The 26,950-nt window shown below is 73.1% G+C and carries 2 protein-coding genes (1 of these 2 only partly in view); both read right to left on the bottom strand.

The genetic code is table 11. From position 1 onward, the window contains the following. Entirely contained in the window at nt 1-16,689 is a 16,689-nt protein-coding gene (locus tag JHW41_RS13000) for a non-ribosomal peptide synthetase (protein ID WP_250442473.1), read from the bottom strand. Further along, nucleotides 16,686-26,950: the 3' portion of a non-ribosomal peptide synthetase gene (locus JHW41_RS13005; protein ID WP_250442474.1), read on the bottom strand. Its footprint extends 8,692 nt past the window's final position; only the last 10,265 of its 18,957 coding nucleotides appear in the window; its start codon lies off the right edge, out of view; its stop codon occupies nt 16,686-16,688. The genes JHW41_RS13000 and JHW41_RS13005 overlap by 4 nt, the downstream gene beginning before the upstream one ends.

Raw genomic sequence — 26,950 nt, forward strand, 5'->3', positions numbered from 1 at the left:
TCAATCGCCATGCCCGGCTCCTTGCGCGTCGGCGGCCGCGGTGTCCAGCCACTCCTGCGCATCGGCGGGATCGGCCTTGCCGTCGTAGATCGCCTGCAGCCAGGCGTCGACCGAACCCGGCGCGGGCGTCGTCGCCGCGGCCGGCGCCGGCGACTGCGCCAGGACATGCCCGGCGAGATCGCGGATCGTCGGGTACTCGTAGATCTTGGTCGGCCCCAGCGCCACGCCCAGGCGCTGCTCGATCATCGGCAGCCATTCCACGCCCATCACCGAGTCCATGCCGAGGTCGACGAAGGCGGTGTCGATGCCGACATCGGCCGGCTTCATGTACAGCACCTCGGCCAGGGTTTCGCGCAGCACGTCTTCGATCCGGCGCAATGGCGCCGGCGCGGCGGCGGGCGCCGCGGGCGCGACGTGCGGCACGGCGGCGGCCACGACAGGCGCCGCAGGCTGCGACTCGGCCTTGCGCGACTCAGCCACGTGCGCGTTCGCCGGCGTGTCGGCGCCCTGCCCGGCCGCGGGCCTCTGCCCGGCCGCGGGCCTCTGCCCGGCCACATAAGCGGCCAGTTCGCGGATCGTCGGGTACTCGTAGATCTTGGTCGGCCCCAGCGGCACGCCCGAACGCTGCTGGATCATCGGCAACCATTCCACGCCCATCACCGAATCCATGCCGAGATCGACGAAGGCGGTGTCGAGCGCGATGTCGCCCGGTTGCATGTACAGCACTTCGGCCAGGGTCTCGCGCAGCATCGTCTCGACTTCGCGCGAAGCGGCACGGGGATCGCTCACCGATGCGGGCGGCGCAGCGGGCGCGGCGACCGCCGGTCCCGGTGCCGGTGCGGCCGGCGCGGGAGCGCGGACGGGCTCCGGCGCGACCGCCGCCACGCTGGCGGCGGCCGCCCCGCGGCCACGCAGCACATCCGGCGCCCAGTAACGCTCGCGCGCGAACGGATAGGTCGGCAGGCTCAACCGGCGCGGCCGCTGCGCATACAGCCGCTCCCACGGCCAGTGCGCACCGGCGACCCAGGACGCCAGCACGCGCTCGTGCTCGCCGCGTTCGACCAGCGCCGGCAAGTCGCCGGCCGGCGCGGACGCGCGCTCGGGATCGGCGACGCCGTAATGGCAACCCTCGCGCCCGCCGGCCGCGAACGCGTCCAGCTTGCGCGCCAGCTCGGCGATGCTGCGCGCCGACAGGCCGAGTCGGTGCGCATGATGTTCGCGTCCGATCTGCAAGGTGGCGGCGATCGCGTCCAGGTCGGCGTCGCCGTAGCCATCCGCCGCCAGGCTCGCCGACAGGCGTCGCGCGGCGTCTTGCAGGCGTTCGGCTTCACTGGCGCTGAGCACGATCAACGCCGGCCGCTGCGGCTGCGGCGCGGCGTCGCGCGCGGGCGCCGCGGCCAGGAACTCCTCGACCAGCAGATGCGCATTGGAACCGCCCGCGCCGAACGAGGACACCGCCGCCATGCGCGGCGCCGGCATGCCGTCGGCGCGCCGGCGCGCCGGCCACGGCTCCAGCGCGCGCTGCACCGCGAACGGCGTGCGGGCGAAGTCGATGTTCGGATTGAGCCGCTGCGCGTGCAGCGTCGGCACCAGGGTCGCGTGCTTGAGCTGCAGCAGCACCTTGGTCAAGCCGGCGATGCCGGCCGCGCTTTCGCAGTGGCCGATGTTGGATTTGACCGAACCGATCCGGATCGAACCCGGTTCGAGCGCGGCCGGCTCGCCCGCGTGCGCCTCGCCCGCTGCCGCCTCGGCGCGCTCGTGCAAGGCGCGGGTCAACCCGGCGATCTCGATCGGGTCGCCCAGCGCGGTGCCGGTGCCGTGCGCCTCGACGTAGCCGATCGCGGCGGGGTCGACGCCGCTGCGCTCCAGGGTGCGGCCGATCAGGCGCGCCTGCGCCGCCGCGTTGGGCACCGCGAAGCCGTTGGCGCGGCCGCCGTGGTTGACGCCGCTGCCCTTGAGCACGGCGTAGATGCGGTCGCCGTCGGCAACGGCGCGCGCCAGCGGCTTGAGCACCACCGCGCCGACGCCCTCGCCCGGCACGTAGCCGTCGCCGCCTTCGCCGAACGCCGCGCAGCGGCCGTTGCCGGAGGCGAACCGCGCCTGCGACAAGCCCAGGTACTTGTTCGGATGCACCGACACATTGACGCCGCCGGCGATGGCCACGCCGCACTCGCCCTCGCGCAGGCTGGCGCAGGCCAGGTGGATCGCGCTCAGCGACGACGAACACATGGTGTCCACCGCCAGCGACGGCCCCTGGTAATTGCCGAAATAGCTGACCCGGTTGGCGACCGAGCCGATGCCCGAGCCCAGCGCCAGCGGCTCGCCCGCCATCTGCGCCTGCGCGCCGTACAGTTGGTACTCGGCGTGCATCACCCCGACGAACACGCCGACGCCGCCGTGCGCCTGCGCGCCGTGGTTGAGCGCCTGCCGGGTGTAGCCGGCGTCTTCGACCGCCTCGTGCGAGCACATCAGGAACAAGCGTTCCTGCGGGTCCATCATCGGCGCTTCGCGCGGCGAGATGTTGAAGAAGCGCGGATCGAAGTCGGCGACGCCGTCGATGAAGCCGCCCCACTTGCTGTAGCTCTTGCCGGACGCGGCCGGGTCGGGATCGAAGAATCCATCCAGGCTCCAGCGCTCGGCCGGGATCTCGCCGACGCAATCGACGCCTGCCTTGAGGTTGTCCCAGAACGCGGCCAGGTCCGGCGAGCGCGGGTAGCGTCCGGCCAGGCCGATGATGGCGATGTCGTCGCGGTCGCGGGCCGGCGTCGGCTGCGGCGCCGGCGATGCGAGCGGCTGCTCGTGCGTTGCCTCGCTCGAAGCTGCCTGCGTCGATGCCGCCTGCACCGAGACCGTCTCGATGCGAGCCGGCGCGGCCGCTTGCGCGGCGGGCGCGCGGCGCGTCGCCAGATATGCGGCCAGGTCGGCGACGGTGGCGTATTCGAAGAACAGCGTCTTCGACAGCGGGCCGTGGTTCTTCTCCAACGCCGCGGTCAGCCGCACCGCGATCACCGAGTCGATGCCGAAGGCGTCGAAGCCGTCGCCGGCGCGGATGCGCGCCGGAGCGATCATCAACTGCTCCGACAAGAACGCGCGCAATGCGGCGACGGCGTCCTCGGGCGCGGCCGGCGCAAGCGGCGCGGGCGGCTCGGACGCTTGCGCCGACACCGTCTCGCGCGTGGCTTCATGGCGCGCGGCGCGGGTCGGACGGTCGCCGCCGTCGCCGTCCGTGGGCGCCGTTCCCAGCGCCGCGCGGATCAGCGCGGCGTCGCCATGGGCGACCGCGACCTGTGCATGCGGCGACGCCAGCGCCCGCTTCAGCGCCGCCACGCCGCTGTCGGCGTCGAGCGCGGCGAAACCGCGCCGGCGCATCTGTTCGACCGTCTGCGCCGGCAGGCGCATGCCGTGCTCGCTATGCCAGTACGGCAAGCCGAGCGACAGGCTGCGGCCGCTGCGTTCGCCCAGCGCCTGCAACTGGCTGCGGTACTGCGCGTACTCGTCGAGGAAGGCATTGGCGGTGGCGTAGGCGGCCTGGCTGTCGGCGCCGGTGCGCGCGGTCAGCGAGGACAGCAGCACGAAGCAGTCCAGCGGCAGATGGCGCGTGGCCAGATCGAGGTTGCGCGTGCCGGCCACCTTCGCCGCCAGCGCCTGGCCGAGTTCGTCGTCCTGCAGCGCGGCCAACGCACGGTGATGGGCGACGCCCGCGCACTGCAGCACGCCATGCAGCGCGCCGTGCTGGGCGAGGATCTCCGCCACCAGTTCCTCGACCTGGACGCGGTGCGACACGTCCACGCAGCGATAGGACACGTGGGCGCCCAACCCGGACAGGCGCTTGAGCCGTTCCAGTCCTGCCGCGTCGAGATCGCTGCGACCGGCGATCACGATCTTCGCGCTGGAATGCGTGCGGGCGATGTCGCCCACCAGCGCCGCGCCGATGCCGCCGAGTCCGCCGGCGATCAGATACACGCCGCCGTCGCGCCACGGTGTCGTCGTCGCGTCCGCCTGCGGCTGCGAACCGGACAGTTCCACTTCGCGCAGGCCCGCGCCGTCCAGAGGCAGCGCGCGCACGCGCGAGGCCGTGTCGGCCTGCGCATCCACCAGCAACAACTGCGCGCGCAGCGGCCGCGACGATTCGGCTTGAGCCTGGCGCAACAGCGCCGCCAGCGCGGCGTGCAGGCGGCCGGCGCCGCGCTCGGGCACGGCCAGTTGCAGCACGGCCGGGGCGTCGCCGCCCTCGCCCATCAGCTCCTGCGCGTGCGTCAGCACCTGTGCGGCATAGGCGGCGAAACGTTCGGCGGGATCGGCGGCGGCGCTGTGCAACGCGCGGCGATCCGCGGCCGGCGCCAGCCCGTCCAGGGCGGCAGCGGGCACGTCGCAGGCGAGCAGGCGGCGATGCGCGCCGTCCGCCGGCGCCACGTCGCCGACGGTATCGGGCACGAAGAACAAGGTCCGCGGCGCAGCCGCGGCGCGCTCGCCGTGGCGGTACGGCCGGCCGCTGAGGCCCTGCAGTCGCACGCAGACGCGGCCGTCGTCGTCGCACAGATCGATGTCGGTGCGCGCCGCGCCCGGCGCCGACGGCGCGCGGCGCACGACCACCCAGCACGAGTCCGGACACGCCGCGAACCATTGCAGACGGTCGAGCGCGAACGGCACCGAGGCGGCGCCGTGGCTGTCGGCGTGCGCCGCGTCGGCGACGCCGAAGCCGGCGGCCTGCACCGCCGAATCCAGCAAACCCGGCGGCAGCGCGCAGCCGTCGGCGCCCGCGGGCAGGCGCAGGCGCGCGAGCACGAACGCGCCCAGCGCATCGGCGCCCGACTGCACCTCGACCAGGCCACGGTGCGAGGGGCCGTATTCCACGCCCATCGCGGCCAGTTCGCGGTAACACGCCTCGCCGCTCAAGGGCGCGCCGACCAGCGCCGCGCGCAGCGCGTTTAAATCCTGCGCGGGTGTCGGCCCGGCATCGGCCCGCAGGCGCACGCTGGCGCGCACGCACGGCGCAGCGGCGCGCGCACCCTCGCCAGCGTCGCGCTCCTCGCGCACGAATTCGCAGACCAGTTCTTCGCCCTGCGGGCGGACGTGGATATGCAAATCCACCGGGCCGTCGCCGGCCATCACCGGCTTGAGCCAGACCACATCGGCGATGCTGGCCGGCGCACCGGCCCCGGACTGCGCCGCGAGCGCCGCCGCGGCCCGCGCCATTTCCAGATAGGCCACCGCCGGCAGGATGCGCTGGCCGGCGACGCGGTGGTCGGCGAACACCGCCTCGCGGCCGTTGAAGCGCGAACTGAAGCGCAGCCCTTGCAGGTTCGAAGTGTTGCGATGGACCAGCGGATGCAGGTACGCAGCGGCCTGAGCCGGCGTGCCCGCACCGGCGTCGCCGCGCGCGGCGTCCGTGGACGCCGCCGGCAGCGCGCCGATCCAGTAGCGTTCCGGCGCGAACGGATAGGTCGGCAGCGCGATGCGCCGCGGCCGCGCCTGCGGATACAGCCGCTCCCAGTCGACCCGCGCGGCGCCCGCGACCCAGGCCTCGCACAGCCGGTCCAGCTTGCCGCGCGCCAGCCAGGTGTCGATCAGCGCCTGCGCGTCTTCGTCTTCGCGCAGCCACGACAAGCCGTTGCGGCCGCGCTGCGCCTGGCCGGTGTGGAACTGTTCCAGGCCCTTGCGCCGTTGCAGGAAGCCTTCGAGCTTTTCGCGCACCTGCGCGAGCGAATCGGCGACGAACGCCAACCGAGACTCCATCGCTTCGCGGCCGACCTGCAGGGTGTAGGCCAGGTCCGCCAACTGCGACTCCTGCAGGCCGCCGCAGGCCTCGAGCAATTGCCGCGCGCGTTCGCGCAGGCGCTCGTCGTCCTTGGCCGACAGCGGCACCAGCACCGGCGCGCCGGACGCGGCCGGGGCCTGCGCCGGAGCGGCGTACTCTTCGAGGATGAGGTGGGCGTTGGCGCCGCCGGCGCCGAACGAGGACACGCTGGCGATGCGCCGCCCGCCCGCGCGCGGCGCCTGCCACGGCGAGAGTTCGCGCTGCAGGCGGAACGGGCCGGACTCGAACGCGATATGCGGATTGACCCGCTGCGCGTGCAGCGACGGCGCCAACTGGCGGTGCTTGAGCTGCAGCAGCACCTTGGTCACGCCGGCCACGCCGGCGGCGGCTTCCAGATGGCCGATATTGCTCTTGACCGAGCCGATCGCGCAGAAGCCGCGCGCGTCGGTGGACGCGCGGAACGCCTGGGTCAGCGCTTCGATCTCGATCGGATCGCCGAGCTCGGTGCCGGTGCCGTGGGCTTCGACGAACGAGATGTCGTCCGCGCCGATCCCGGCCTTGGCGATCGCGGCCTTGACCAGCTCGCGTTGCGCGGCCGGATTCGGCGCGGTGTAGCCCTTGGCCTTGCCGCCATGGTTGATCGCGGTGGCGCGGATCACCGCGTGGATCGGATCGCCGTCGGCGACCGCGCGGGCGAGCGGCTTGAGGATCAGCACGCCGACGCCCTCGCCCGGCACGAAGCCGTCGCCGCCTTCGCCGAAGCTCATGCAGCGCCCGGAGGTGGACAGGAACCGGCCCTCGCACGAGGCGACGTAGCGCGAGGGATGCAGGTTGAGATTGACCCCGCCCGCCGCCGCCACTTCGCATTCGCCGCGCAGCAGGTGTTCGCAGGCTTCGTGGATCGCGGTCAGCGAGGACGAACACATGGTGTCGATCGGCATGCTCGGCCCTTGCAGGTCGAACAGGTAGGACACGCGGTTGGCGACCGAGCCGAACGAGGTCTGCGGATGGATCGCGTCGCCGCCGGCATCCTGGCCGCTGGCGCAGCGCTCGAAGCCGGACTGGGAAATGCCGGCGAACACGCCGACCCGGCGCTGGTGGCGGCTGGCCAGGGTGTCGCGGGTGTAGCCGGCGTGCTCGAACGCGCGCCAGGTTTCCTGCAGGAACAGCCGCTCGTGCGGATCGATCGCCATCGCCTCGCGCGGGGCGATGCCGAAGAACAGCGGATCGAAGTCGGCGAAGCCGTCGATGAAACCGCCCCACTTGCAATAGCTCTTGCCCTCGGCGATGGCCTTGGCCGGATCGGCTTCGTAGAACCCCTGCAACGGCCAGCGCTCGGCCGGGATTTCCTCGACGCAGTCCTCGCCGCGGCTGATGCGCTGCCAGAACTGGTCCAGGTCGGCGGCGCGCGGATAGCGTCCGGACACGCCGATGATGGCGATGGCGCGGTCTTCGGCGGCGGTCTGCGGCGCGCTCGCCGGTTGCGGCGCCGGCGCGGCGGCGGGCGGCGCGGCTTCGCGCACGCTGGCCGCGGGCGCGGCATAGGCCGCCGCCGACGCGGGGCGCGGCGCGGGCGCCGGCGCGGCGTGCGCCGGTTCGGGCTTGCGCGGCGCCGGCGCCAGACCCTGCGCGGCGAGCGGTTGCGTGGCGATGAAATGCGCGGCGATCGCGGCCACGCTGCGGTGTTCGAACAGCACCGTGCTGCTGACCTCGGCGAAGGTCTCGCGCAATTCGTTGGCGATGCGGATGGCGAGGATCGAATCCACGCCGTAGTTCTCCAGCGGTTCGTCCGCGTCGATCTCCTCGGCCGGCTGCTCCAGGGTGCGCGCGACCACCGCGCGGACCAGGGCGATGGTCGCGGCGCGCACGTCGCCGGCGTCGGGCGCGGTCGCGGCCGGCGCAACTGCGGGCGTGGGCGCGGGATTTTCAGCGACGGGCGCAACGGCAGGCGTTGCCGCCGCCGTGGGCGACGGTTCGGTCTGCGTCCCGGCGTCCAGCGACTCCAAGTGCATGGCCAGCGCACGAACGCAGGGATGCTCGAACACGATGGTGCTGGACACATCGGGGAAACGCGCTCGCAGCGCGTTGGCCAGGCGGATCGCCAGGATCGAATCGACGCCGTAGCTCTCGAACGGTTCGTCGGCGTCGATGTCCTCGACGGTCAGCTCCAGCGTCTGCGCGACCGCGCTGCGCACGAAGCGCAGGACGTCCTCGCGCCGGGCGGCCGACACCGACGCGGTCGCCGCCACCGGCGCCGGCTCGTGCATGGGCATCGCCGCCGGCGGCGGCGCGTGCGCCGCCACCGTCACGGGCCCCGGCTCGGTTGCGGGCGTCGCGGCCGCTGGCGCGGGCTGCTGTTCGCGTGAAGGCACCGCCGTGCGCTTGTGTCGAAACACTCCGTCGCTCTCCGCAATGATGATCTGCTGCCCGAAACGATGCGCGTCCGCGGCCGGGAACCGGATCGCGCGCAAACCTTCTTCTTCCAGTACCCGGCGCCACGCGGCCGGCGCCAGCCCGGGCGAACCGGGTTCGCGCAGCCAGCCGTCGCGGTGCGCCCACCAGCCCGGCAACAGGCCGAAGGTCAGGTGCGCGAACAGTTCGTGGCCGCGCATCTCGTTGATCACCAGTAGGCCGCCGCGGCGCAGCGCGCTCTTGGCGTGGCGCACCGCCAGGTGGATGTCGCCGGTCGCATGCAGCACGTTGGTCGCCACGGCGATGTCGTAGCCGCCGCAATCGATGCCCTGCGCGGCCAACGGCCGCTCGATGTCGAGCAGTTGGCAACGCAGGTACGGCGCCAGCGCCCGGTATTCGCGCTCGGCGTGGCCGAGGAACGCGCGCGAGACGTCGGTGTAGCGGTACTCGCCGACCTGCGCCGCATGCGGCTTGAGCGCCTGGAACAGATGCGCGCTGGTCGCGCCGGTGCCGGCGCCGATCTCCAGCACGCGCAGCGGCGCGCCGGGCTCGGCGCGCAGGCGCTGCTCGGCGTAGCCGGCGACCATGCTCGCGACGATCCGGTTGAAGTACTCGATAAAGGGATTTTTCTTGTAGACGTCTTCCACCCGCCGCACCGAGGCGTCGGCGAACATGATCGCGGTGGCGTCGGCGCGGCCGGCGAGGATGTCCGGCAACGCGCGCAGCAGCGGCGCGACCAGGGCGGCATGGGCGCGTTCGCTCTCGTCGCGCAGCGGGCCGGCGAAGTACCGTTCCACCGCCGCCCAGTCGGCCGACACCGGCCCGCGGGCGAATTCGTCGTCGCCCAGTTCGCGCAAGCGGCCGGTGCGGCACAGGAAGGCCAGCGCTTCGCGCAGCCACGGGCCGTACAGCGCGGGCTTGCCCAGACGCGCATGCAGCGCCGGCCAGGACAGACGCGGCGGCTGGCCCGATCCATCGCCGCCGAAACGCTCGATCTGGACCAGCAGGCCCGAAGCCAGCGCCGCATCCAGTTCGTCGGACTGTTCGGGTTCCGGCGCGGCCGGCGCCACCACCGACGCGGTATCCGGCACCGCGAAGCGCAGCCCCGCCGCCGCGGATGCGAGCTGGATCGTCTCGTCGCGCAGGATCGGCAGCGCCGCGCCGCCGTGGGCCGCGCTGCGCTTGAGCAAGGCCACCTGGTCGAACGGCCCGGCCAGCGCGGCCTCGATCACCGGCATCGCCTCCGCCGGCTCGATCGAACCCTCGCCGATATGCAGCATGCGGCGACGGTGCGCATCGGAAGCGACGATTCCTACGCTGCCCCAATAGCCCCAGTTGATGGTGCGCGCGCCGGCATGGCCCTTGCGCCGCAGCCAGGTCGCCATGGCGTCGAGGTAGGCGCTGCCGGCGGCGTAGCTGCTCTGCCCGGGCGAGGGGTTGAAACTCTGCAGCGCCGAGAAGAACAGCACGAAATCGGCCGGCCGGTAGCGCGCCAATGCGCCGGCCAACGCGGCGGCGGTGGCGATCTTGGACGACAGCGCATCGGCGAACGCGGCCTCCTCGACCGCCATCACCCCGCGGTCGTGCAGGGTCAGCGCCGTATGCACGAAGCCGTGGACGACGCCGTGTTCGCTCTCGACTTGCTTGAGCGCGGCTTCCAGCTCGTTGCGCTTGCGCGCGTCGACGCTGAGATAACGCAGGCTGCCGCCGAGGTCGGAAAGCTGCTGCAACGCGGCGCCGATGGTTTCGTCCTGCGCGCGCCGCCCCAGCCAGACGATGTGCGCGCGGTAGCGGCGCAGCGCGTACTCGCTCCAGGCGCGGCCGAGCCCGCCGGCGCCGCCGAGCACGACGTAGACGCCGCCCTCGACCATGCGGCTGCGCGGCGGATCAGGCAACTGCGCGGGCACCAGGCGGCGCTGGTAGCGGCTGCCCTCGCGCAGGGCCAGCGAGCTGTTTTCCGGGTCGGGCGCCGCGTCGAGCAACGCCGGCCACGGACAGCGGTCCAGCGCGTCCAGATCGCAGGCGCGCACCGACCAATGCGGGTACTCCTTGGCCAGCGAGCCGAGGAAGCCGTGCACGGCGGCCTGGGCGGGATCGCCGCACTCGTCGTTGCGCACCGCCAGCGCCTGCGCGGTCAGCGCGAGCAGATGCAGCGGCCGCGCCTCGAAGCCTTCGCGCAGCAGCGCCTTGGCCAGGCGCAGGCAGCGCAGGACCTGCGCATCCGCGGCGACGCCGGCGGCCGCGCCCTGGGCGATCCAGACCACATGGGTCGGCCGCAACGCGCGGATCGCGACGATGGCTTCGACCTGGGAATGCTGCGGCTCCAGTTCGCGCACTTCGGCCTCGCAGCAGGCGGCGAGCAGGCCGTCGCGCAGCGCGGCATCGGCCCCTATCAGCAGAATCCGGCGGGCCGCTGCCCCGGCCGCCGGCGGCGCCGCTTCGGGCGGGCCGAGATCGTCCCACACCGGCACCAACGGCAACGCGCCGAGCGGCAGCCCGGTTTCGGCCTCGGCATGCATTCCGGTTTCGACCGTCGCCGCGACGGCGGCCGGCGCAGCCGCGCGAGAAGGCGGATGGTGCGGCTCCGCGGGCGCCGCGGCGATTTCATCGCCGGCGCCCGACACCACCCGCGCGCTCAGTCCGGCGATCTCCACCGCGATCCGCCCGTGTTCGTCGCACACACTCAGGTCGAGCTTGTTCACCGCCTGCGAACTGTCCGCCGCTTCGCGCACCAGCACCCAGGCGCTGTCGCCCGGCGCCTGCGCGATGCGCACGCGGTCGATGCTGAAAGGCAGCGTCTGTTCGAGTTGGGCGCCGTCCAGCGAGGCATCGTCCGCCTCCGGGTCCGACAGCGGATCCAGGCCCAGGCCGATCGACGCCTGCAGCGCCGAGTCGAGCAACCCCGGATGCAGGACGTAGCGCTCGTCGCGCTGCGCCTGCGCGGACAGGCGCAGGCGCCCGAGCGCGAACCGGCGCCCGTCGCCATCGACGCCGGCGCGGGTATCGACCAGGGCGCGCAGCGAGGGGCCATAACGGCAGCCGAGCCGGTCGAACAGCGCGTAACAGTCCGCGCCGGCGATCGCGCCGCCGCACTGCGCGCGCAGCGCGTCGAAGTCGAGCCTGCGTTCGGCGCCGGCGGACGACGCATCCGCGCCGGCCAGCGATGCGCTGCCTTCGCAGTGCACGCACTCCGCGCCGTCCGCCTGCGTGCTGGCGACCTGGAACGCATATCCGCCGCTCGCGCGCTCAGCGACGCTCACATGCACCGCCAACGGCTGCGGACCGACGATCAGCGGCCGCAGCCAGCTGACGTTGTGCAGGGTGATCCCCGTCTGTTCGCTGCGCAGCGCCTGGGCGAGCGCGGCGCGGGCCATTTCCAGGTAGGCCACCCCGGGCAACAGGCGCGCGCCGCGCACCTGATGGTCGGCGAACACGAACTCGCCGCCGTCGAACACGCTGGTGTAGCGATGCCGGCGCAGGCTGGAGTCGTTGCGATGCAGCAGCGGATGCAGGACCGCGACGGGCGCCGGAGCGAGAGCCGGCGCTGCCGTCGGCCGACCATGCCGGGTCGGCGCGAACGGATAGGTCGGCAAGGCGACGCGTCGCGCCTGCCCGGCGTCGCCGAGCGCGCGCCAGTCGATGTCCGCGCCGGCCGTCCAGGCCGCGGCGATCTTGTTCCACTGCCCGCTGCCGGCCCAATGCGGCAGCAGCTGCGCCAACTCGTCGGCGTCGTAGGCCGGCTTCGCCGCCGGCGCGCTGGTCGCGGAGAGGAATCCGCGCAGGCCTTCGCGCAGTTCGTCCACGCTCTGCGCCAGAAACGCCAGCCGGCAGGCGAACGGCTCGCGCCCGACCTGCAAGGTGTAGGCGATGTCCTCCAGCGCAGGCTCGCCGACGCCGCGATCGAGGAACGCGAGCAGGTCGGCGGCGTACTGGCGCAGCCGCTCGGGCTTGCGCGCCGACAGCGGCACCAGGCAACGGCGCGGTTCGCGCGCTGCCTGCTGCGGTGCATGGAACTGCTCCAGCAGTGCGTGAGCGTTGGTACCGCCGATGCCGAACGAACTCACCCCGGCGCGGTGCGGCGTCTCGCGCTGCGGCCACGGTGTGCGGCGGTCGACCACATAGAACGGCGAATGGGCGAAATCGATGGCCGGATTCGGCCGCGCGTAGTTCAGCGACGGCGGGATCTCGCCATGGCGCAGGCTCAACGCGACCTTGATGCAGCCGACCAGACCGGCCGCGGTGTCGAGATGACCGAGGTTGCTCTTGACCGAGCCGATGCCGCAGAACTGCCGGCGCCCGGTGTGGCGGGCGAAGGCCTGGCCCAGCGCCGCCAGCTCCAGCGGATCGCCGAGCCGGGTGGCGGTGCCGTGGGCCTCGATATAGCCGATGCTCTCCACGTCCACGCCGCTGTCGCTCAGCACGCGCTCGATCACCCGCGCCTGTCCGCCGGCGCTGGGCGCGTAGTAGCCGGCCTTGTCGGCGCCGTCGTTGTTGACCGCCGTGGCGCGCAGCAACGCATAGACGTGATCGCCGTCGGCGATGGCCTCGCGCGCGCGCTTGAGCAGCACCACCGCCACGCCTTCGCCGCCGAGCATGCCGTCGGCGTCGGCGTCGAACGGGCGCAAGTGGCCGTCGCTGGAGAAGTTCATGCCGCGCTCGGCGACGTAGCCCAGCGACTCGCTCGCCGACAGCGTCGCCGCGCCGACCAGGGCGTGGCGCGCATCGCCGGCGAGCAGGCTGCGGTACGCGGTGTGCAGCGCCACCAGCGAGGACGAACAATTGCTGTGCACGAACAGGCTCGGGCCGCGCAGGCCGAGTCGGTGCGAGATCAGGGTCGGGATCGAACCGGGCTGGCTCCAGGCCGAGGCGACGTACTGCTTGGAGCTTTCCATCAGCGTCCACGGCGTCGGCGCGGCGTCGGCGTGGTAGCCGGCATTGGCCGCGCTCATGAACACGCCGGCGTCGCCGATCGCGGCGGTGCGGTAGCCGGCGTCCTCGACCGCTTTCCACGAATGCTGCAGCAACAGGCGCAGTTGCGGGTCCATCGCCTGCGCGTCCTGCGCCGAGACCTGGAAGAACTCGGCGTCGAAGCAGTCCTTGTCGTGGATCGCGGCGCGCGCGGCGACCAGTCCCGGCCGCGCCAGCACGGTCTCGGGCACGCCGGCCGCACGCAGGGCCTGCGGATCGAGGAACTCGATGCTCTCCACGCCCTCGCGCAAGTTGTCCCAGAACTCGCGGTGGTCGCGGGCGCCCGGCAACTGGCAGGAGATGCCGATGATGGCGACGCAATCGTCGAGGCGGTCCGGCTCGGATCCGCGCGGCTGCGGCGCGGGCGCTGACGGGTGTCGCGCGTCCTGCGCCGGGACGGCAGCCTGCGCGACAGCGGGCGCGACCGCGTGCGCGGCGATGTGCGCGGCGATCCTGCGCACGCTGGCCAGGTCCAGCAGATGGGTCGCGTCGAACGCGATGCCGAAGGCTTCGGCGATGCGCCGCGCCGCGCCCACGGCCAGGATCGAGTCGCCGCCGATGTCGAAGAAGCCCTGATCGACGGGCACTTCGCGCAGGCGCAGGACCTCGCCGAGGATCGACGAGACGGTGGCTTCGATATCGCGCTCGCGCAGCATCGCGGGCGGCTCCTTGAGGTCGGGGTCGCGCAGGCGCGCCAGCAGCGCGTCGCGGTCTACTTTTCCGTGAGCGGTGGTCGGCAGCCGGGCCAGGAACTCGACCCGCGTCGGCACCATGTAGTCCGGCAGACGCTCGCCGATGTGCCGGCGCAGCGCGGCGGCATCGGGCGCGGCGTCGCCGCCGGTCACCGCGAAGGCGACCAGCTGCCCGCGCTGCGGCCACAGCGCCACCGCGCACTGGGCGACGCCCGGATGCGATTGCGCCGCGGCCTCGACTTCGCCCAACTCGACCCGCGAGCCGCGGATCTTGACCTGGGCGTCGGCGCGGCCGACGAACTGCAGCTCGCCGTCGGCGAGCAGGCGCACGCGGTCGCCGGTGCGGTACATGCGCGCGCCCGGCGCGCCGTAAGGATCGGCGACGAAGCGTTCGGCGGTGAGCGCGGCGCGGCCCAGGTAACCGCGCGCCAGCGCGGCGCCGGCGACGAACAGTTCGCCGACTTCGCCTGTCGCGACCGGCTGCAGGGTGCGCGGGTCCAGCGCGCGCGCGTCGGTGTTGGCGATCGCACGGCCGATCGGCACCGAACCGGGCGCGAACGTATCCGCCCGCTCCGGATCGCACGGCTTGAACGTGGCGCAGACCGTGGTCTCGCTGGGGCCGTAGGCGTTGACGAAGCGGCAGCGCGGCATCCAGCGCTGCGCCAGCGCCGGCGTGCATTCCTCGCCGGCCACGATCAAGGTGCGCAGATGCGGCAGCGGCGTCGCGTCCAGCAAGGTCAGCGCCGACGGCGGCAACGTCGCCACCGCGATGCGCGCCTCGCTCATCAGGCCGGCGAGCCGGTCGCTGCGCTGCAACGAGCCGTTCGGCGCCAGGTACAAGGTCGCGCCGGCCGACCACGCCATCGCGATTTCCCACACCGAGGCATCGAAGCTCCACGGCGCGAACTGCAACACGCGCTCGCCCGCGCCGACGCCGAACGCGGCGGCTTGCGCCTGGGCGAGATTGGCCAGGCCGGCGTGGGTCAGGGCCACGCCCTTGGGCGCGCCGGTGGAACCGGAGGTGTAGACCACATAGGCGAGCTGGCCGGGATCGATGGCCGGCGCTGCGTGTTCTTGCGCGGCGACGGCGGCGATCCGTTCCAGAACCAACGTGCGCGCGACCGGACACGGCAACTGCCGGCTCTGCGCCTCCCGCACGATCAGAGTCGTCGCGCCGGCGTCCTCGATCATGAAACGCAGCCGCTCGGCCGGCAGTTGCGGGTCCAGCGCCAGGTATGCGGCGCCGGCCTTCCACACGCCCAACAGCGCGCACAGCGCGTCGTTCGAGCGCTCCAGCAGCAGGCCGACGATCGCGTCGGCGCCGATCCCGGCGCGGCGCAGTTCGGCGGCGATCGCATCCGAGCGCGCGTCGAGTTCGCCGTAGCTCAGCTGCGCATCCGCATCGACCGCGGCCAGCGCCGCCGGATCGCGCCGCGCCTGCGCCTGGATCGTATGCGGCAGGGCTCGCCACGCGGCGGCTGCGACCGGCTCGGCCAAGCTCGCCAGCGCGGCGTGGATCGATGCGGCCAACTGCTCCAGCCAGGCCTCGGCCGTCGCCTCGGGCACGCGCGCGGCATCGTGGTCGAAGTACAGCACCGGGCCGTCTTCGCGCTCGGCCACCTTGAACGCCAGCGGATATTCGCCTTCCTGGTACAGCCCTTCCACCGGCTCGAAACGCACGCCGGCCCACTCGCGCGCCAGCGCCGGCAGGGCGAAGAAACCGCGGCTCTTGTACTCGAACACGGTATCGAACAGCTCGCCCTGCCCCGCCCGCCGCAGCTCGCGCGCGACCCGCGGGAACGGATAGTCGGCGTGGCTCAGCGCCTCGCCGAGCCGCTCGTGGGTGCGGCGCAGGCGCTGCGCGAGCGGCGCCTGCGGTTCGCGGTCGCCGGGCACGACGATGAGATTGACGAAGCAACCGACCGTCGCGTCGAAGTCGCGGTGCGGGCGACGCTCGACCGCCATGCCGACGCCGGCGCCGGCGCCGGCGCGGCCGCCGGCTGCGGCCAGCAGTTGTTGGTACAAGGTCAGGTAGAACGCGGCCGGGGTGATGCGCAAGCGCGCGCAGGCGGCAGCCACGGCGCGCCCGGCATCGGCGCCGAGCGCGTGGCGCAGCGTGCGCGGTCGCGACGGGCCGACGCTGGCGGCGCCGAGCGCGGGGCCCGCGTGTTGCAGCGCTTGCAGCCAGTAGCGCCGCGCCTGATCGCCCGCCTCGCTGGCGACGAACTCGCGTTCCCAGCGCACGAACTCGGCGAAACCGCGCTCCTCTCCGGCGGGCGCGGCGGCCTGCGGCGACGCGCCGGCGGCGCGCTCGTAGGCGCGACACAGGGTGTGTAGGAACGCGTCCACCGAACCGCCGTCGAACGCGATGTGGTGGACCGCGATCAGCAGCAACCCAGTGTCGGAACCGCGCGAGTACAGATCGGCGCGCATCCACGGCCCGCGCTCGAGCGCGAACGGTTCGCGCAGGCGCGCCTGCATCGCTTGCGCCAGTTCGGCTTCGCTCCAGCCCTCGGCGGCGTGCACGGCGAACGGCAGGGCTTCGGCGGCGACCGCCTGGCGGCGCGGTCGGCCGTCGCGCTCGACCACCGCCGATGCCAGCGCCGGGTGCGCGAGCAGCGTCTCGATGCACGCGGCCCGCAGCGCCCGCGGGTCGAGCGGGCCGCTCAGGCGCAGGCAGATCGGGATGTTGTAGGCGAAGCCGTGCGGCTGCGCGCATTGCAGCATCCACAAGCCCTGCTGGCCTTCCGACAGCGCGCCGTCGTCGTCCGGCGGCGGCAGCGATTGCAGACGCTCGCGCAGTTGCCCGCGCGAAAGCTCGCCGCGCTGAAAGGCCGCCAGCAGGTCGCGCACGTTCATCGTGCGGCCTCCGCGTCGATCGCGCCGGCGTGCGCCGCGCGGATTTCGGGCAGCCGCGCTTCGATCAGCGCCTGCGCGGCATCGAGGTCCAGCTGCCCGGCTTCGAAACGGTCCAACAACGCCTCCAACGAATCTTGCGGCGAGGCCGCCGCCGCAGCAGCCGCGCGGTTGGCGAGCCGGGCGCCGACGTAGGCGGCCAGCCCGGCCAGCGAGGGGTGTTCGAACAACTCGCGGCCGGAGACCTCCAAGCCGTAGCGATGCCCGATCTCGCGCATCAGCCGCATGCTCACCAGCGAATCCGCGCCCAGGTCGTGCAGGTCGGCGTCCGCGGTCAGTTCGCCCGGCGCCAGCGCCAGCGCGCGTTCGAGGAAGCCGCCGATGAAGCTGGCCGGATCGTCGCCCGCCTCGTGCGCAACGGCTGCGACGGACGGCGCCGCGACGGTCGCGACGACGGGCGCCGCCGGCTGCGCCGGGGCGTCGATCCAGCAGCGTTCGCGCGCGAACGGATAGGTCGGCAGCGGCACGCGCCGCGCATCGGGCCCGAACAGCGGAGCGAAGTCGGGCGTGGCGCCGCGCACGAACAACGCGCCCAGACCCTGCAGCGCAGCGCGACGTTCGTGCGGCCGGGCCGCGGCGTCGAGGCAGTGCGCCGCCTCGCGGCCCAGCGCGTCGAGTTCGCGCGCGTCCGGGCGGGCGGGCGCGACGCCCGGCGCCGCGGCGAGCGCGGATTCCAGCGCCGCCACCGCCTCCGCGGCGCTGGATGCAACGCAGGCCCAGCGTTGTTCGAAATGCTGGCGCCCTTGCAGCAGGGTGTAGCCGACCTGCATGCAGTCGAGTTCGGGCCGCTCGCGCAGGGCCTGCAACAGGCGTTGCTGGCTGGCGCGCAATTGCTCGGCCGAGCGCGCCGACAGCGCCAGCAGCCACGGCGCGGAAGCGGTCGCCGCCAGCGGCCGCGCCGGCGCCTCTTCGATCACCAGGTGCGCATTGGTGCCGCTGAGCCCGAAGGCGCTGAGCGTGGCGCGCCGCGGCCCGCGCTCGGGCGCCGGCCAGTCGCGCAGCGCGGTATTGACGTAGAACGGGCTGTCGGCGAAATCGATGTGCGGGTTGCCGTCGCGGAAATGCAGGGTCGGCGGAATCTGGCGGTGCTGCAGCGACAGCAGCACCTTGAACAGCCCGGCCATGCCGGCGGCTTCGGCGGCGTGGCCGAGATTGCTCTTGACCGAGCCGATCGCGCAGAAGCCGCGGCGGGCGGTACGCCGGCGGAACGCGCGGGTCAGCGCCTGGAACTCGATCGGGTCGCCCAGCGCGGTGCCGGTGCCGTGCGCCTCGGCCATCTGGATCTGCTCCACATCGATGCCGAAGCGCTCGTACACCTCCAGCTCCAGTTGCTCCTGGGCCACGGCGCTAGGCGCGGTGAGGCCGTTGCTGGTGCCGTCCTGGTTGATCGCGCTGCCGGCGATCACGCCGACGATATGGTCGCCGTCGGCGAGCGCCGCCGACAGTTTCTTCAGCACCACCATGCCGACGCCGTCGGAGGGCACGAAGCCGTTGGCGCGCGCGTCGAAAGTGAAGCAGCGGCCCTGCGGCGACAGCATGCCGGCGCGGCTGCCGATCAGATGGAACCAGTGCGTGCACTGCACGTGCACGCCGCCGGCGATGGCCAGTTCGATCTCGTCCATCCACAGCGCCTGGCAGGCCAGGTGCACGGCGACTAGGCCGCTGGAACAGGCGGTGTCGACGGTCATCGCCGGGCCGCGCAGGTCCAGGTGATAGGCGATGCGCGAGGACAACAGCGCGGTGGAGCTGCCGTGCATCGCCGCCGCGGGCAGTTCCGCGGCGGACAGCAACTGGGTGTAATCCTCGCCGCTGCAGCCGACGTAGACCCCGCACTTCTTGCCGGCGACCACGCGCCCGGCGTAACCGGCGGCTTCCAGCGCCTTCCAAGATTCCTCCAGGCACAGCCGCTGCTGCGGGTCCATGTAGGCGGCGTCGGCGCGCGAGATGCGGAAGAACAGCGGATCGAAACGGTCGATGTCGCGCACGAAGCCGGCATGGCGGCAGACCGGCTCGTCGCCGTCGCCCGGCCACGCCGCGTCGGGCCAGCGCGAGGCGGGTTCGATCAGGTCGCGCCCGGCGGCGAGGTGGCGCCACAGCTCGGCGCTGTCGTCGGACTGGGCGAAGCGGCCGCTCATGCCGATCACGGCGATGGGTTCGCGCTGCGGCGGCGCTGCGGATCGCGGCGCGGCAGCGGCCTGCGCAGGCTCGGCCGCGGCCGGAGCTTGCGCTTGCGCGGACGGTACCTGCGCGCCCATGGCCCGCAGCGCCTCCGTGCGATGCGCCTGCAGCACGTGGGCGGCAAGCTTGTCGAGATTGGGGTGGTCGAACAGGCAGGTGGCGGCCAAGGCGATGCCCAAGGCCTGATTGATCGCCCGCACCACGCGCAAGCCGATGATGGAGTCGACGCCGTAATCGGCGAACATCGCCTGCGCGTCGAGCAGCTCCGGCGCCATCCGCAGCGCGCCGCACAGTTCGCGCGCGAGGGTCGTGCGCACGAACTCGTCGAGCGCGAACGGATCGTGCGATGCGGCGGCCGCGAGCGCAGGAACGCCCTCGCCCGCTTGCGTGCCGGCGTCGGTCCACTCGATCCGGCCGCCGTCGATGCGCAGGCGCCGGTCCGGGTCCAGCCCTTCGACCGCCAGCGAGCGGTGCGTGCGCAGGAAACCGAGCTGGCGGCACGGCCCGCTCAACAACGCTTGCAGCGCCGCGCCGCCGGACGCGGCATCGATGAATTCGATTCCGATCTCGTGCAGTTCGCGCGTGCGGCGCGGATCGTCGATGGTCCAGTAGCCCCAGTTGAGGGTCTTGGCCGGCACGCCGAAGCGCTTGCCGAGCAGGCGCGCGAACGCGTCCTGCCAGGCGCAGGCGGCGGCGTAGTGGCTTTGTTCGCGATTGCCGATGAACGAGACCAGCGAGGAGAAGAACACCAGGCCGCCGGGCGCGTCGCCTCCGAAGGCCTGGGCGATGCGCACCGCCGGCGCGGTCTTGGCGTCGAACGCCGCCTGCAGTTCGGCGCTGGACAGCCGCGCGGCCGGGGCCAACGAGAAATGCGTGGTCGCGACCAGCACCGCGTCGATGCATCCGCAGCGCGCCAGCACCGCGGCGCGCACTTGCCGCAACGCGTCGAGATCGCCGGCGTCGGCCTGGTAGTACAGCGGGCGCTGCGCGGCGGCGAATCCGGCCAGGGCCGCATCCACTTCGCTGGCGGGGCGGCGTCCCACCCAGATCACGGTCGCCGCGTGCTCGGACAACAAATAGTCGGTGACGTGGCGACCGACGTGGCCGGCGCCGCCGACCAATACATAGACGCCGCCGCGGCGGAAGCCGCCCGCCGCGGGCCCGCCGCGTTCGACCGCGACCAGCGCGCTGCGCCGCCAGCCGTCGTGGCGATGCGCGTACACCGTCGCCCGTCCGGGCACGGCGCGCAGCGACGCCAGTACGTCCAGGCCGGGTTCGTCGAACCCCTGCCCGTTTCCGCGCGCCAAGTCGACCAAGGCGAACGCGCTGTGGCGATAGTCCTTCGCCGCCGAGCGCAGGAAACCGGCGACCGCGGCCAGGGCCGGATCGACCGCTTCGTCGTCGTCCACCGATTGGCCGCAGCGCGTGACCGCGACCAACTCGATTCCGGCGTCGATGCGATGCAGCGCCTGCAGCAACGCCGCGCATTGCTCCACCGCCTGCGCCGGCGCCTGCAACAACGAGTCCCAACCGTCCGCCAGCGAAGCCGGCGCGAACCACACGACCTTGGCGATCGCTCGCCCGGCCAGCGACCGCTCCAGCGCGTCGCCGCCGTTCCAGTCGACGGCGATCGCGCGCTGCGCGGGCGGCGTCGTCAAGCCGCGCAATTGCGCGGCCGTGGCGTTGATCACAAGCAGGTCGCCAGCCGGCGCGGACCCAGCCGGCGGGGCGATGGCCTGCCAGTGCGGAGCCAGCAGGCAGTCGCTGCCCGCGTCCGAAATCGCGGCGGTGGTCGGCTCAAGCGCGGCCGGTGCGGCGGCAACGGCTTGCGTGGCAAGCGCGGGCGCGGGCCGCACGACCCGCGCCGGCGGCGCCACGACCGGCCAATAGTGTTCCTCGGCGAACGGATACGTCGGCAGCGCTGCCAGCGATGGTCGCTGCGGATACAACACCGACCAATCCACCGCCGCGCCCGCTGCCCAGGCCGCCAGGGCCGGTTCGAAGCGTCCTTCGCGCAACCACGCCTGCACGGTGTGCGCCGGAACTGGATCACCGCCACTGCGACCCGCTACGCCAACATGGATCGCATCGGCCGACGCGGCGCCTTCGGCGAAGCGGCGCAAGATCGCGATGGCCTGCGCCGGCGACGTGGCGACGAATCCCAGGCGATGCTCCATCGCTTCGCGCCCCAGTTGCAGGGTCGCGGCGACGGCTACCAGATCCGCACGCTCCGGTCCGCCGCGCTCAAGCGCATCGGCCAAGCGGCGCGCGTACTCGGCCAAGCGGTCGGCGCGCCGCGCCGACAACACCAGCAACGCCGGCGCGCCGGTATCCGCGACGACCGCGGGCGACTGCGGATACTCCTGCACGACCACGAAGGCGTTGGCGCCGCCCGCGCCGAACGAGGACACCGTCGCCGTGCGCGCAATCTGCGAACCGTCGCCGCGCAGCCGCCGCGTCCACGGCTCGGCGCGCTGCTGCAGCACGAACGGCGTGGCGTTCAGATCGATATTCGGATTGGGTCGCTCGCAGTGCAGCGTCGGCGCGAGCTCGCCATGGCGGAACTGCAGCAGCACCTTGGTCAGGCCGGCCACGCCGGCGGCCGCTTCCAGATGGCCGATGTTGGATTTGACTGAGCCCAGCGAACAGAACCCCGTGTCGGCGGTGGTCGCCGCAAACGCCTGGGACAGGCCTTCGATCTCGATCGGATCGCCCATCGCGGTGCCGGTGCCGTGCGCCTCCACGCAACCGATCTCGTCCGCGCCGATGCCGGCGCGCGCCAGGGTGTCGCGGACCAGATCGCGCTGCGCGCGCGGATTGGGCACGGTGTAGCCGTGGGTGCGTCCGCCGTGGTTGATGCCCGAGGCGAGCACCACGCCGTGGATGCGGTCGCCGTCGCGCTCGGCCGCCGACAGCGGCTTCAGCACGACCACGCCGACGCCCTCGCCCGGAACGAAGCCGGTGGCGTCGGCGCCGAAACTGCGGCAACGGCCGTCGGTGGAGAGCATGCGCTGCGAACACAGGCCGACATAGGTCGACGGATGCAGGTAGAGATTCACCCCGCCGGCCAGGGCCAGTTCGCATTCGCCGCGCAGCAGGTGTTCGCAGGCTTCGTGGATCGCGGTCAGCGACGCCGAGCACATGGTGTCGATCGGGAAGCTCGGGCCGTTGAGGTCGAGCAGATAAGACACGCGGTTGGCGACCGAGCCGAAGCTGGTGTACGGCGTGGCCGGATCGCCGCGCTCGGCCAGGTCGCGGCCGTGCAGCTCGAAACCGGTTTTGGTGATGCCGGCGAACACGCCGACGCGGCCGCCATAGCGTCGCGCCAGGCTGTCGCGGGTGTGGTTGCTGTCTTCCAGCGCCTGCCAGCAGGCCTGCAGGAACAGACGCTCCTGCGGGTCCATGTCCAACGCCTGCGCCGGCGCGATGCCGAAGAACAGCGGATCGAACTCGGCGAAGCCGTCGAGGAACCCGCCCCACTTGCTGTAGCTCATGCGGCTGGCGACGGCGCGCTCGGGGTCTTCGCAGAAGAACCCCTCCAGCGGCCAGCGCTGCGCCGGAATCGGGGCGATGCTGTCGCGGCCTGCGCGCAGGTTGCGCCAGAACTGGTCGAGATCGCGCGCATCGGGATAGCGACCGGCGAGTCCGACGATGGCGATAGGCTCGCGCGACGGCGACGGCGACGGCGACGGCGCGCGGCGCACGTTCGCTGGCGCGGCCGCGGCGACGGTGCGCTCGCGTGGCGCCTGCGCCTGCCCGCTCGCGCCGCCCTCGTCCGCGCCGGCCCAGCGCGCGCAGGCCTGGGCCTGTTCGGCGACGAGGTGGGCGCCGATCTCTGCCAGGTTGCGGAACTGGTAGAACAGGGTCTTCGACAGCCCCGGGAACGCGCCGGCCAGACGCTGGTTGAGCTGGGCGATCATGATCGAGTCGATGCTGAACGCTTCCAGCGCTTGCTGCGGATCGATCCGCGCCGGCGCGATCTTCGACACCTCGGCGAACACGCCGATCAGGCGCTGCAGGACGCGCGCGGAAAGATCGGCGCGAGCGATCGGTTCCTCCGCGGCACGCTCCGGCGCTTGAAGATCCGCTGCGGCGACCGGTTCGCGGCGTTCGAACGAACCCAGCAATTCGTCGAGCGCGCGATCTTCGCCGGCCAGCACCGTTACGCAGGACTCGCCGCTGGCCCAAGCCCGGCGCAGCGCCGACACACCCTGCTGCGCCTGCAGCGGCGCCAGCCCGGCCTGGGCCAGCTCGGTTTCGGCCTGCGCCGACAAGCGCATGCCGCCGTCGCGCCAGTACGGCCAATCGATGCACAGCGTCCGCCCCTGGCGCTCGCCGCGACCGGCGCGGGCGTTGCGCAACGCGGCGAACGCGCGCATGAAACCGTTGGCGGCGGCATAGTCGCCCTGGCCGGCGCTGCCGAGCGCGCCGCCGATGGAGCCGAAGCAGATCAGGAACTCCAGCGGCGCCGCGCCGTGGGCGCGGTCGAGGTGGTCCAGCCCCGCGACCTTGGGCGCGAGCACGCCCAGCGCCTGCGCCGCGCGCTTGCGCGCGAGGTAGCCGTCGTCGAGTACGCCGGCTGCGTGCACGATCCCGTCGATCCCGCCGTGGCGCGCGCGAACCCCATGCAGCAAGGCCTGCGCCTGGCGCTCATCGGCGATATCGGCGCGGACGTATTCCACCCGCAGTCCGGCCGACTGCAGCGTCGCCACTTCGGCGGCCAGCGCCGGCGTGGGCTCGCTGCGGCCCGCCAATACGACGACGCCGCTGCGCAGATCGGCGGCCATAGCGCGGGCGAGCAACAGGCCGAGCCGGCCGCCGCCGCCGACGATCAGATAGCGGCCGCCGTCGCGCCACGGCGCGGCCGCGTCGGCGAGCGCGGGCAAGGCGACGAAGCGGCGCGCATGCGCTGCGCCGTCGATGTCGCGAAGCTGCCGCGCCGCGAACGGCGACGGATCGAGCAGGCGCGTGGCTGCATCGTCCGGCGCGGCGTGCGCGTCCAGGCGGATCGTCTGCACTTCGAGCCGGTCGTATTCGCGCTTGGCGCTGAGCAGCAACGGCGCCAACCCGGCGCACAACGCACCATCGTCGTCGCCGGGGGCCACCAGTTGCAGCAAGGCCGGAGCGGCCGCCGCGGCTTCGCGCAACAACTCGATCAGGGCCGTGGCATGCGCGGCGAAGCGCTGGCCGATCCCGGCGCCGCTGCGCGCCAGCACATGCACGGCGGTGTCGCCATCCGCCCGCGCGTCGATGGCTCGCAGCAGCGGCGAATCCGGCGGAAAATCGCACAACACCAGATGCCGGCGATGGGGCCAGCGCGCGCCCGCTTCGGCGACGCGGTCCCAGCGTTCGGCGAACAGCCGCACCGAAGCCGCGCTGTCCGCGGGTGCGGCGCTCGGCGCGGCCGGCGCCGCGACGGCGGCGACCGGCGCGCTGGCCGGATCGAGCCAGAACCGGCGCGGATTGAACGGATAGGCCGGCGCGCTGATCCGGCGCGGCGCGCCGGCCGGGTACAGCGCCCGCCAGTCGAACGCGAATCCGCCGACCCACAGCGCCGCGAGTTGTTCGTAGCGGCCTTGCGCGGCCCAACGCGCCAGCGCGGCCTGCAGTTCTGCGTCGGCGGGATCGACCGTCGCCGCGGCCTCGCGCGTCGCGCCGGCCGCCGCGCGAGCGGCCTGGCCGCTGTGCACGCCGGCGACGTTCGCGCCTCGCAGCCAGCCGCGCAGCCCGGCCTGCAACTGCTGCGCATCGGCGGCGAGGATCGCCAGCCGGTACGGCATCGGCTCGCGCCCGGTCTGCAGGGTGTAGGCCAGCCGCGGCAGCGAAGGCGCACCAGCGAGGAAATCGAGCAGGCGCCGGGCCATCGCGCGCAGGGTGTCCGGATCGCGGGCCGACAGCGGGAACAGCCACGGGCCCGGCGCGAACGCGTCGCCGCCATCGACCGCCGCGCACTCTTCCAGGATCGCGTGCGCGTTGCTGCCGCCGACGCCCATCGAGCTGACCGCCGCCCGGTACGGTCGCGCGCCCTGCCACGGCTGCGCCTTGTCGACCACGAAGAACGGCGACTGTTCGAGCTTGAGCGCGGGATTGGGCGTGCGGAAATGCAGGGTCGCCGGGATCGTCCCGCGCGACAGGCTCAGCGCGGCCTTGATGCAGCCGGCCATGCCGGCCGCGGTGTCGAGGTGGCCGATGTTGGTCTTGACCGAGCCGATGCCGCAGAACTGGCGCGCCTGGGTGTGTCGGCCGTAAGCCTGCGACAGCGCCGCGACTTCGATCGGATCGCCCAGCGGCGTGCCGGTGCCGTGCGCTTCGACATAGCCGATCGAGGCCGGATCGATGCGCGCCGCGGCCAGCGCGCGCTCGATCGCCGCGCGTTGCCCGGCGACGCTGGGCGCATAGAAACCGGCGCTTTCGCCGCCGTCGTTGTTGGCGGCGCTGGCGCGCAGCAGCGCGTAGACATGGTCGCCGTCGGCGACGGCGTCGCGCGCGCGCTTGAGCAGCAGCACCGCCACGCCCTCGCCGCCGACCGCGCCGTCGGCGGCCGCGTCGAACGCGCGCAGGCGGCCGTCGCTGGAGAAATTCATCCCGTCCTGGTGGACGTAGCCGGCGCCCTCGAAACTGGCCACGCGCGCGGCCGCGACCAGGGCGTGGCGCCACTCGCCTTCCAGCAGCCTACGCCGCGCCAGATCCAACGCGGTCAGCGACGACGAGCAATTGGAATGCACGAACAGGCTCGGACCGCGCAGGCCCAGCTTGTGCGAGATCACCGCAGGCAGGGTGCCGTTCTGGGCCATGATCCAGCCCACGTACTGCTCGATGCTCTGCGCCGAAGCCGGCGCCGCGGCCAGCAGGCGGGCGTGATAGGCGCTGTTGCTGGCGGTGGCGAACACCGCGGTGTCGGTGAGATCGCCGGCGCGGTAGCCCGCGTCCTCGATCGCGCGCCAGGCGTGCATCAGCAGCAGGCGCAACTGCGGGTCCATCAACTGCGCATCGCGCTCGGACACGTTGAAGAAGTCGGCGTCGAACAGATCGCGCCCGGCCAGGTCCGAGCGCACCGGCACGTAGGCCGGATCGGCCATCATCTCGGCGGACACGCCGAGTTCGCGCAGTTCCGCGTCCGGAATGCGTTCGATGCTTTCCCGGCCCTGCAGCAGGTTGTCCCAGAACTCGTCGTGATCGCGCGCGCCGGGGAACGCGCAGGACATGCCGACGATGGCGACGGCGTCGTCGTAGTAGGCCGGGATCGCCGGTTCGCTCGCGGCCGCGGGCGCGGCCACCGGAGTTTGCAGCGCCGGCGCGGCGCTCGCGGGCATCCGCTCATCCGCGTTCGCGGCCGACGCCTGCGCTCGCAGATGGCGGGCGACGCGCGAGATCGATCCGAATTCGAACAGCGAGGTGACCTCGAAACCCGGCTGCAGCTCGCCGGCGATGCGCTCGGCCAGGGTCACCGCCAGCAACGACGTCCCGCCTTGCTCGAAGAATCCTTCGTCGATATCGACGTCGTCGCGACCGAGCGCTTCGCGCCACAGCGCCAGCAGGCGCGGCAACGGATCGTCGCCCTGCCCGGCCGCCGGCTGCGACGGCGACTGCGACGGCGGCGCCGGCTCGGCCGCGCGCAAGGCGGCGACGGCGGTGCGGTCGACCTTGCCGTTGGCGGTCAGCGGCAACGCCGCGACCGCGACGAACGCCACCGGAATCATGTGCTCCGGCAGGCTCGCGCGCAGATAGTCCTGCAACTCGCGCCGCGACGGCAGCGCCGCGCCGGCCGCGGGCACGCAGGCGGCGACGAGCTGCGCTTCGCCTTCGCGGCTCACCGCGCAGGCGCACAGGTCCACCGCCGGATGCCGCGCCAGCGCCGCCTCGATTTCGCCGAGCTCGATGCGGAAGCCGCGCAGCTTGACCTGCGCATCGGCGCGGCCGAGATAGTCCAGACGCCCGTCGGCGCGCCAGCGGGCGCGGTCTCCGGTGCGGTAGATCGTGCCGCCGGCCGAGAACGGATCGGCGATGAAACTCTGCGCGGTCAGCG

This window comes from Lysobacter enzymogenes, assembly GCF_023617245.1.
GTDB lineage: Bacteria > Pseudomonadota > Gammaproteobacteria > Xanthomonadales > Xanthomonadaceae > Lysobacter > Lysobacter yananisis.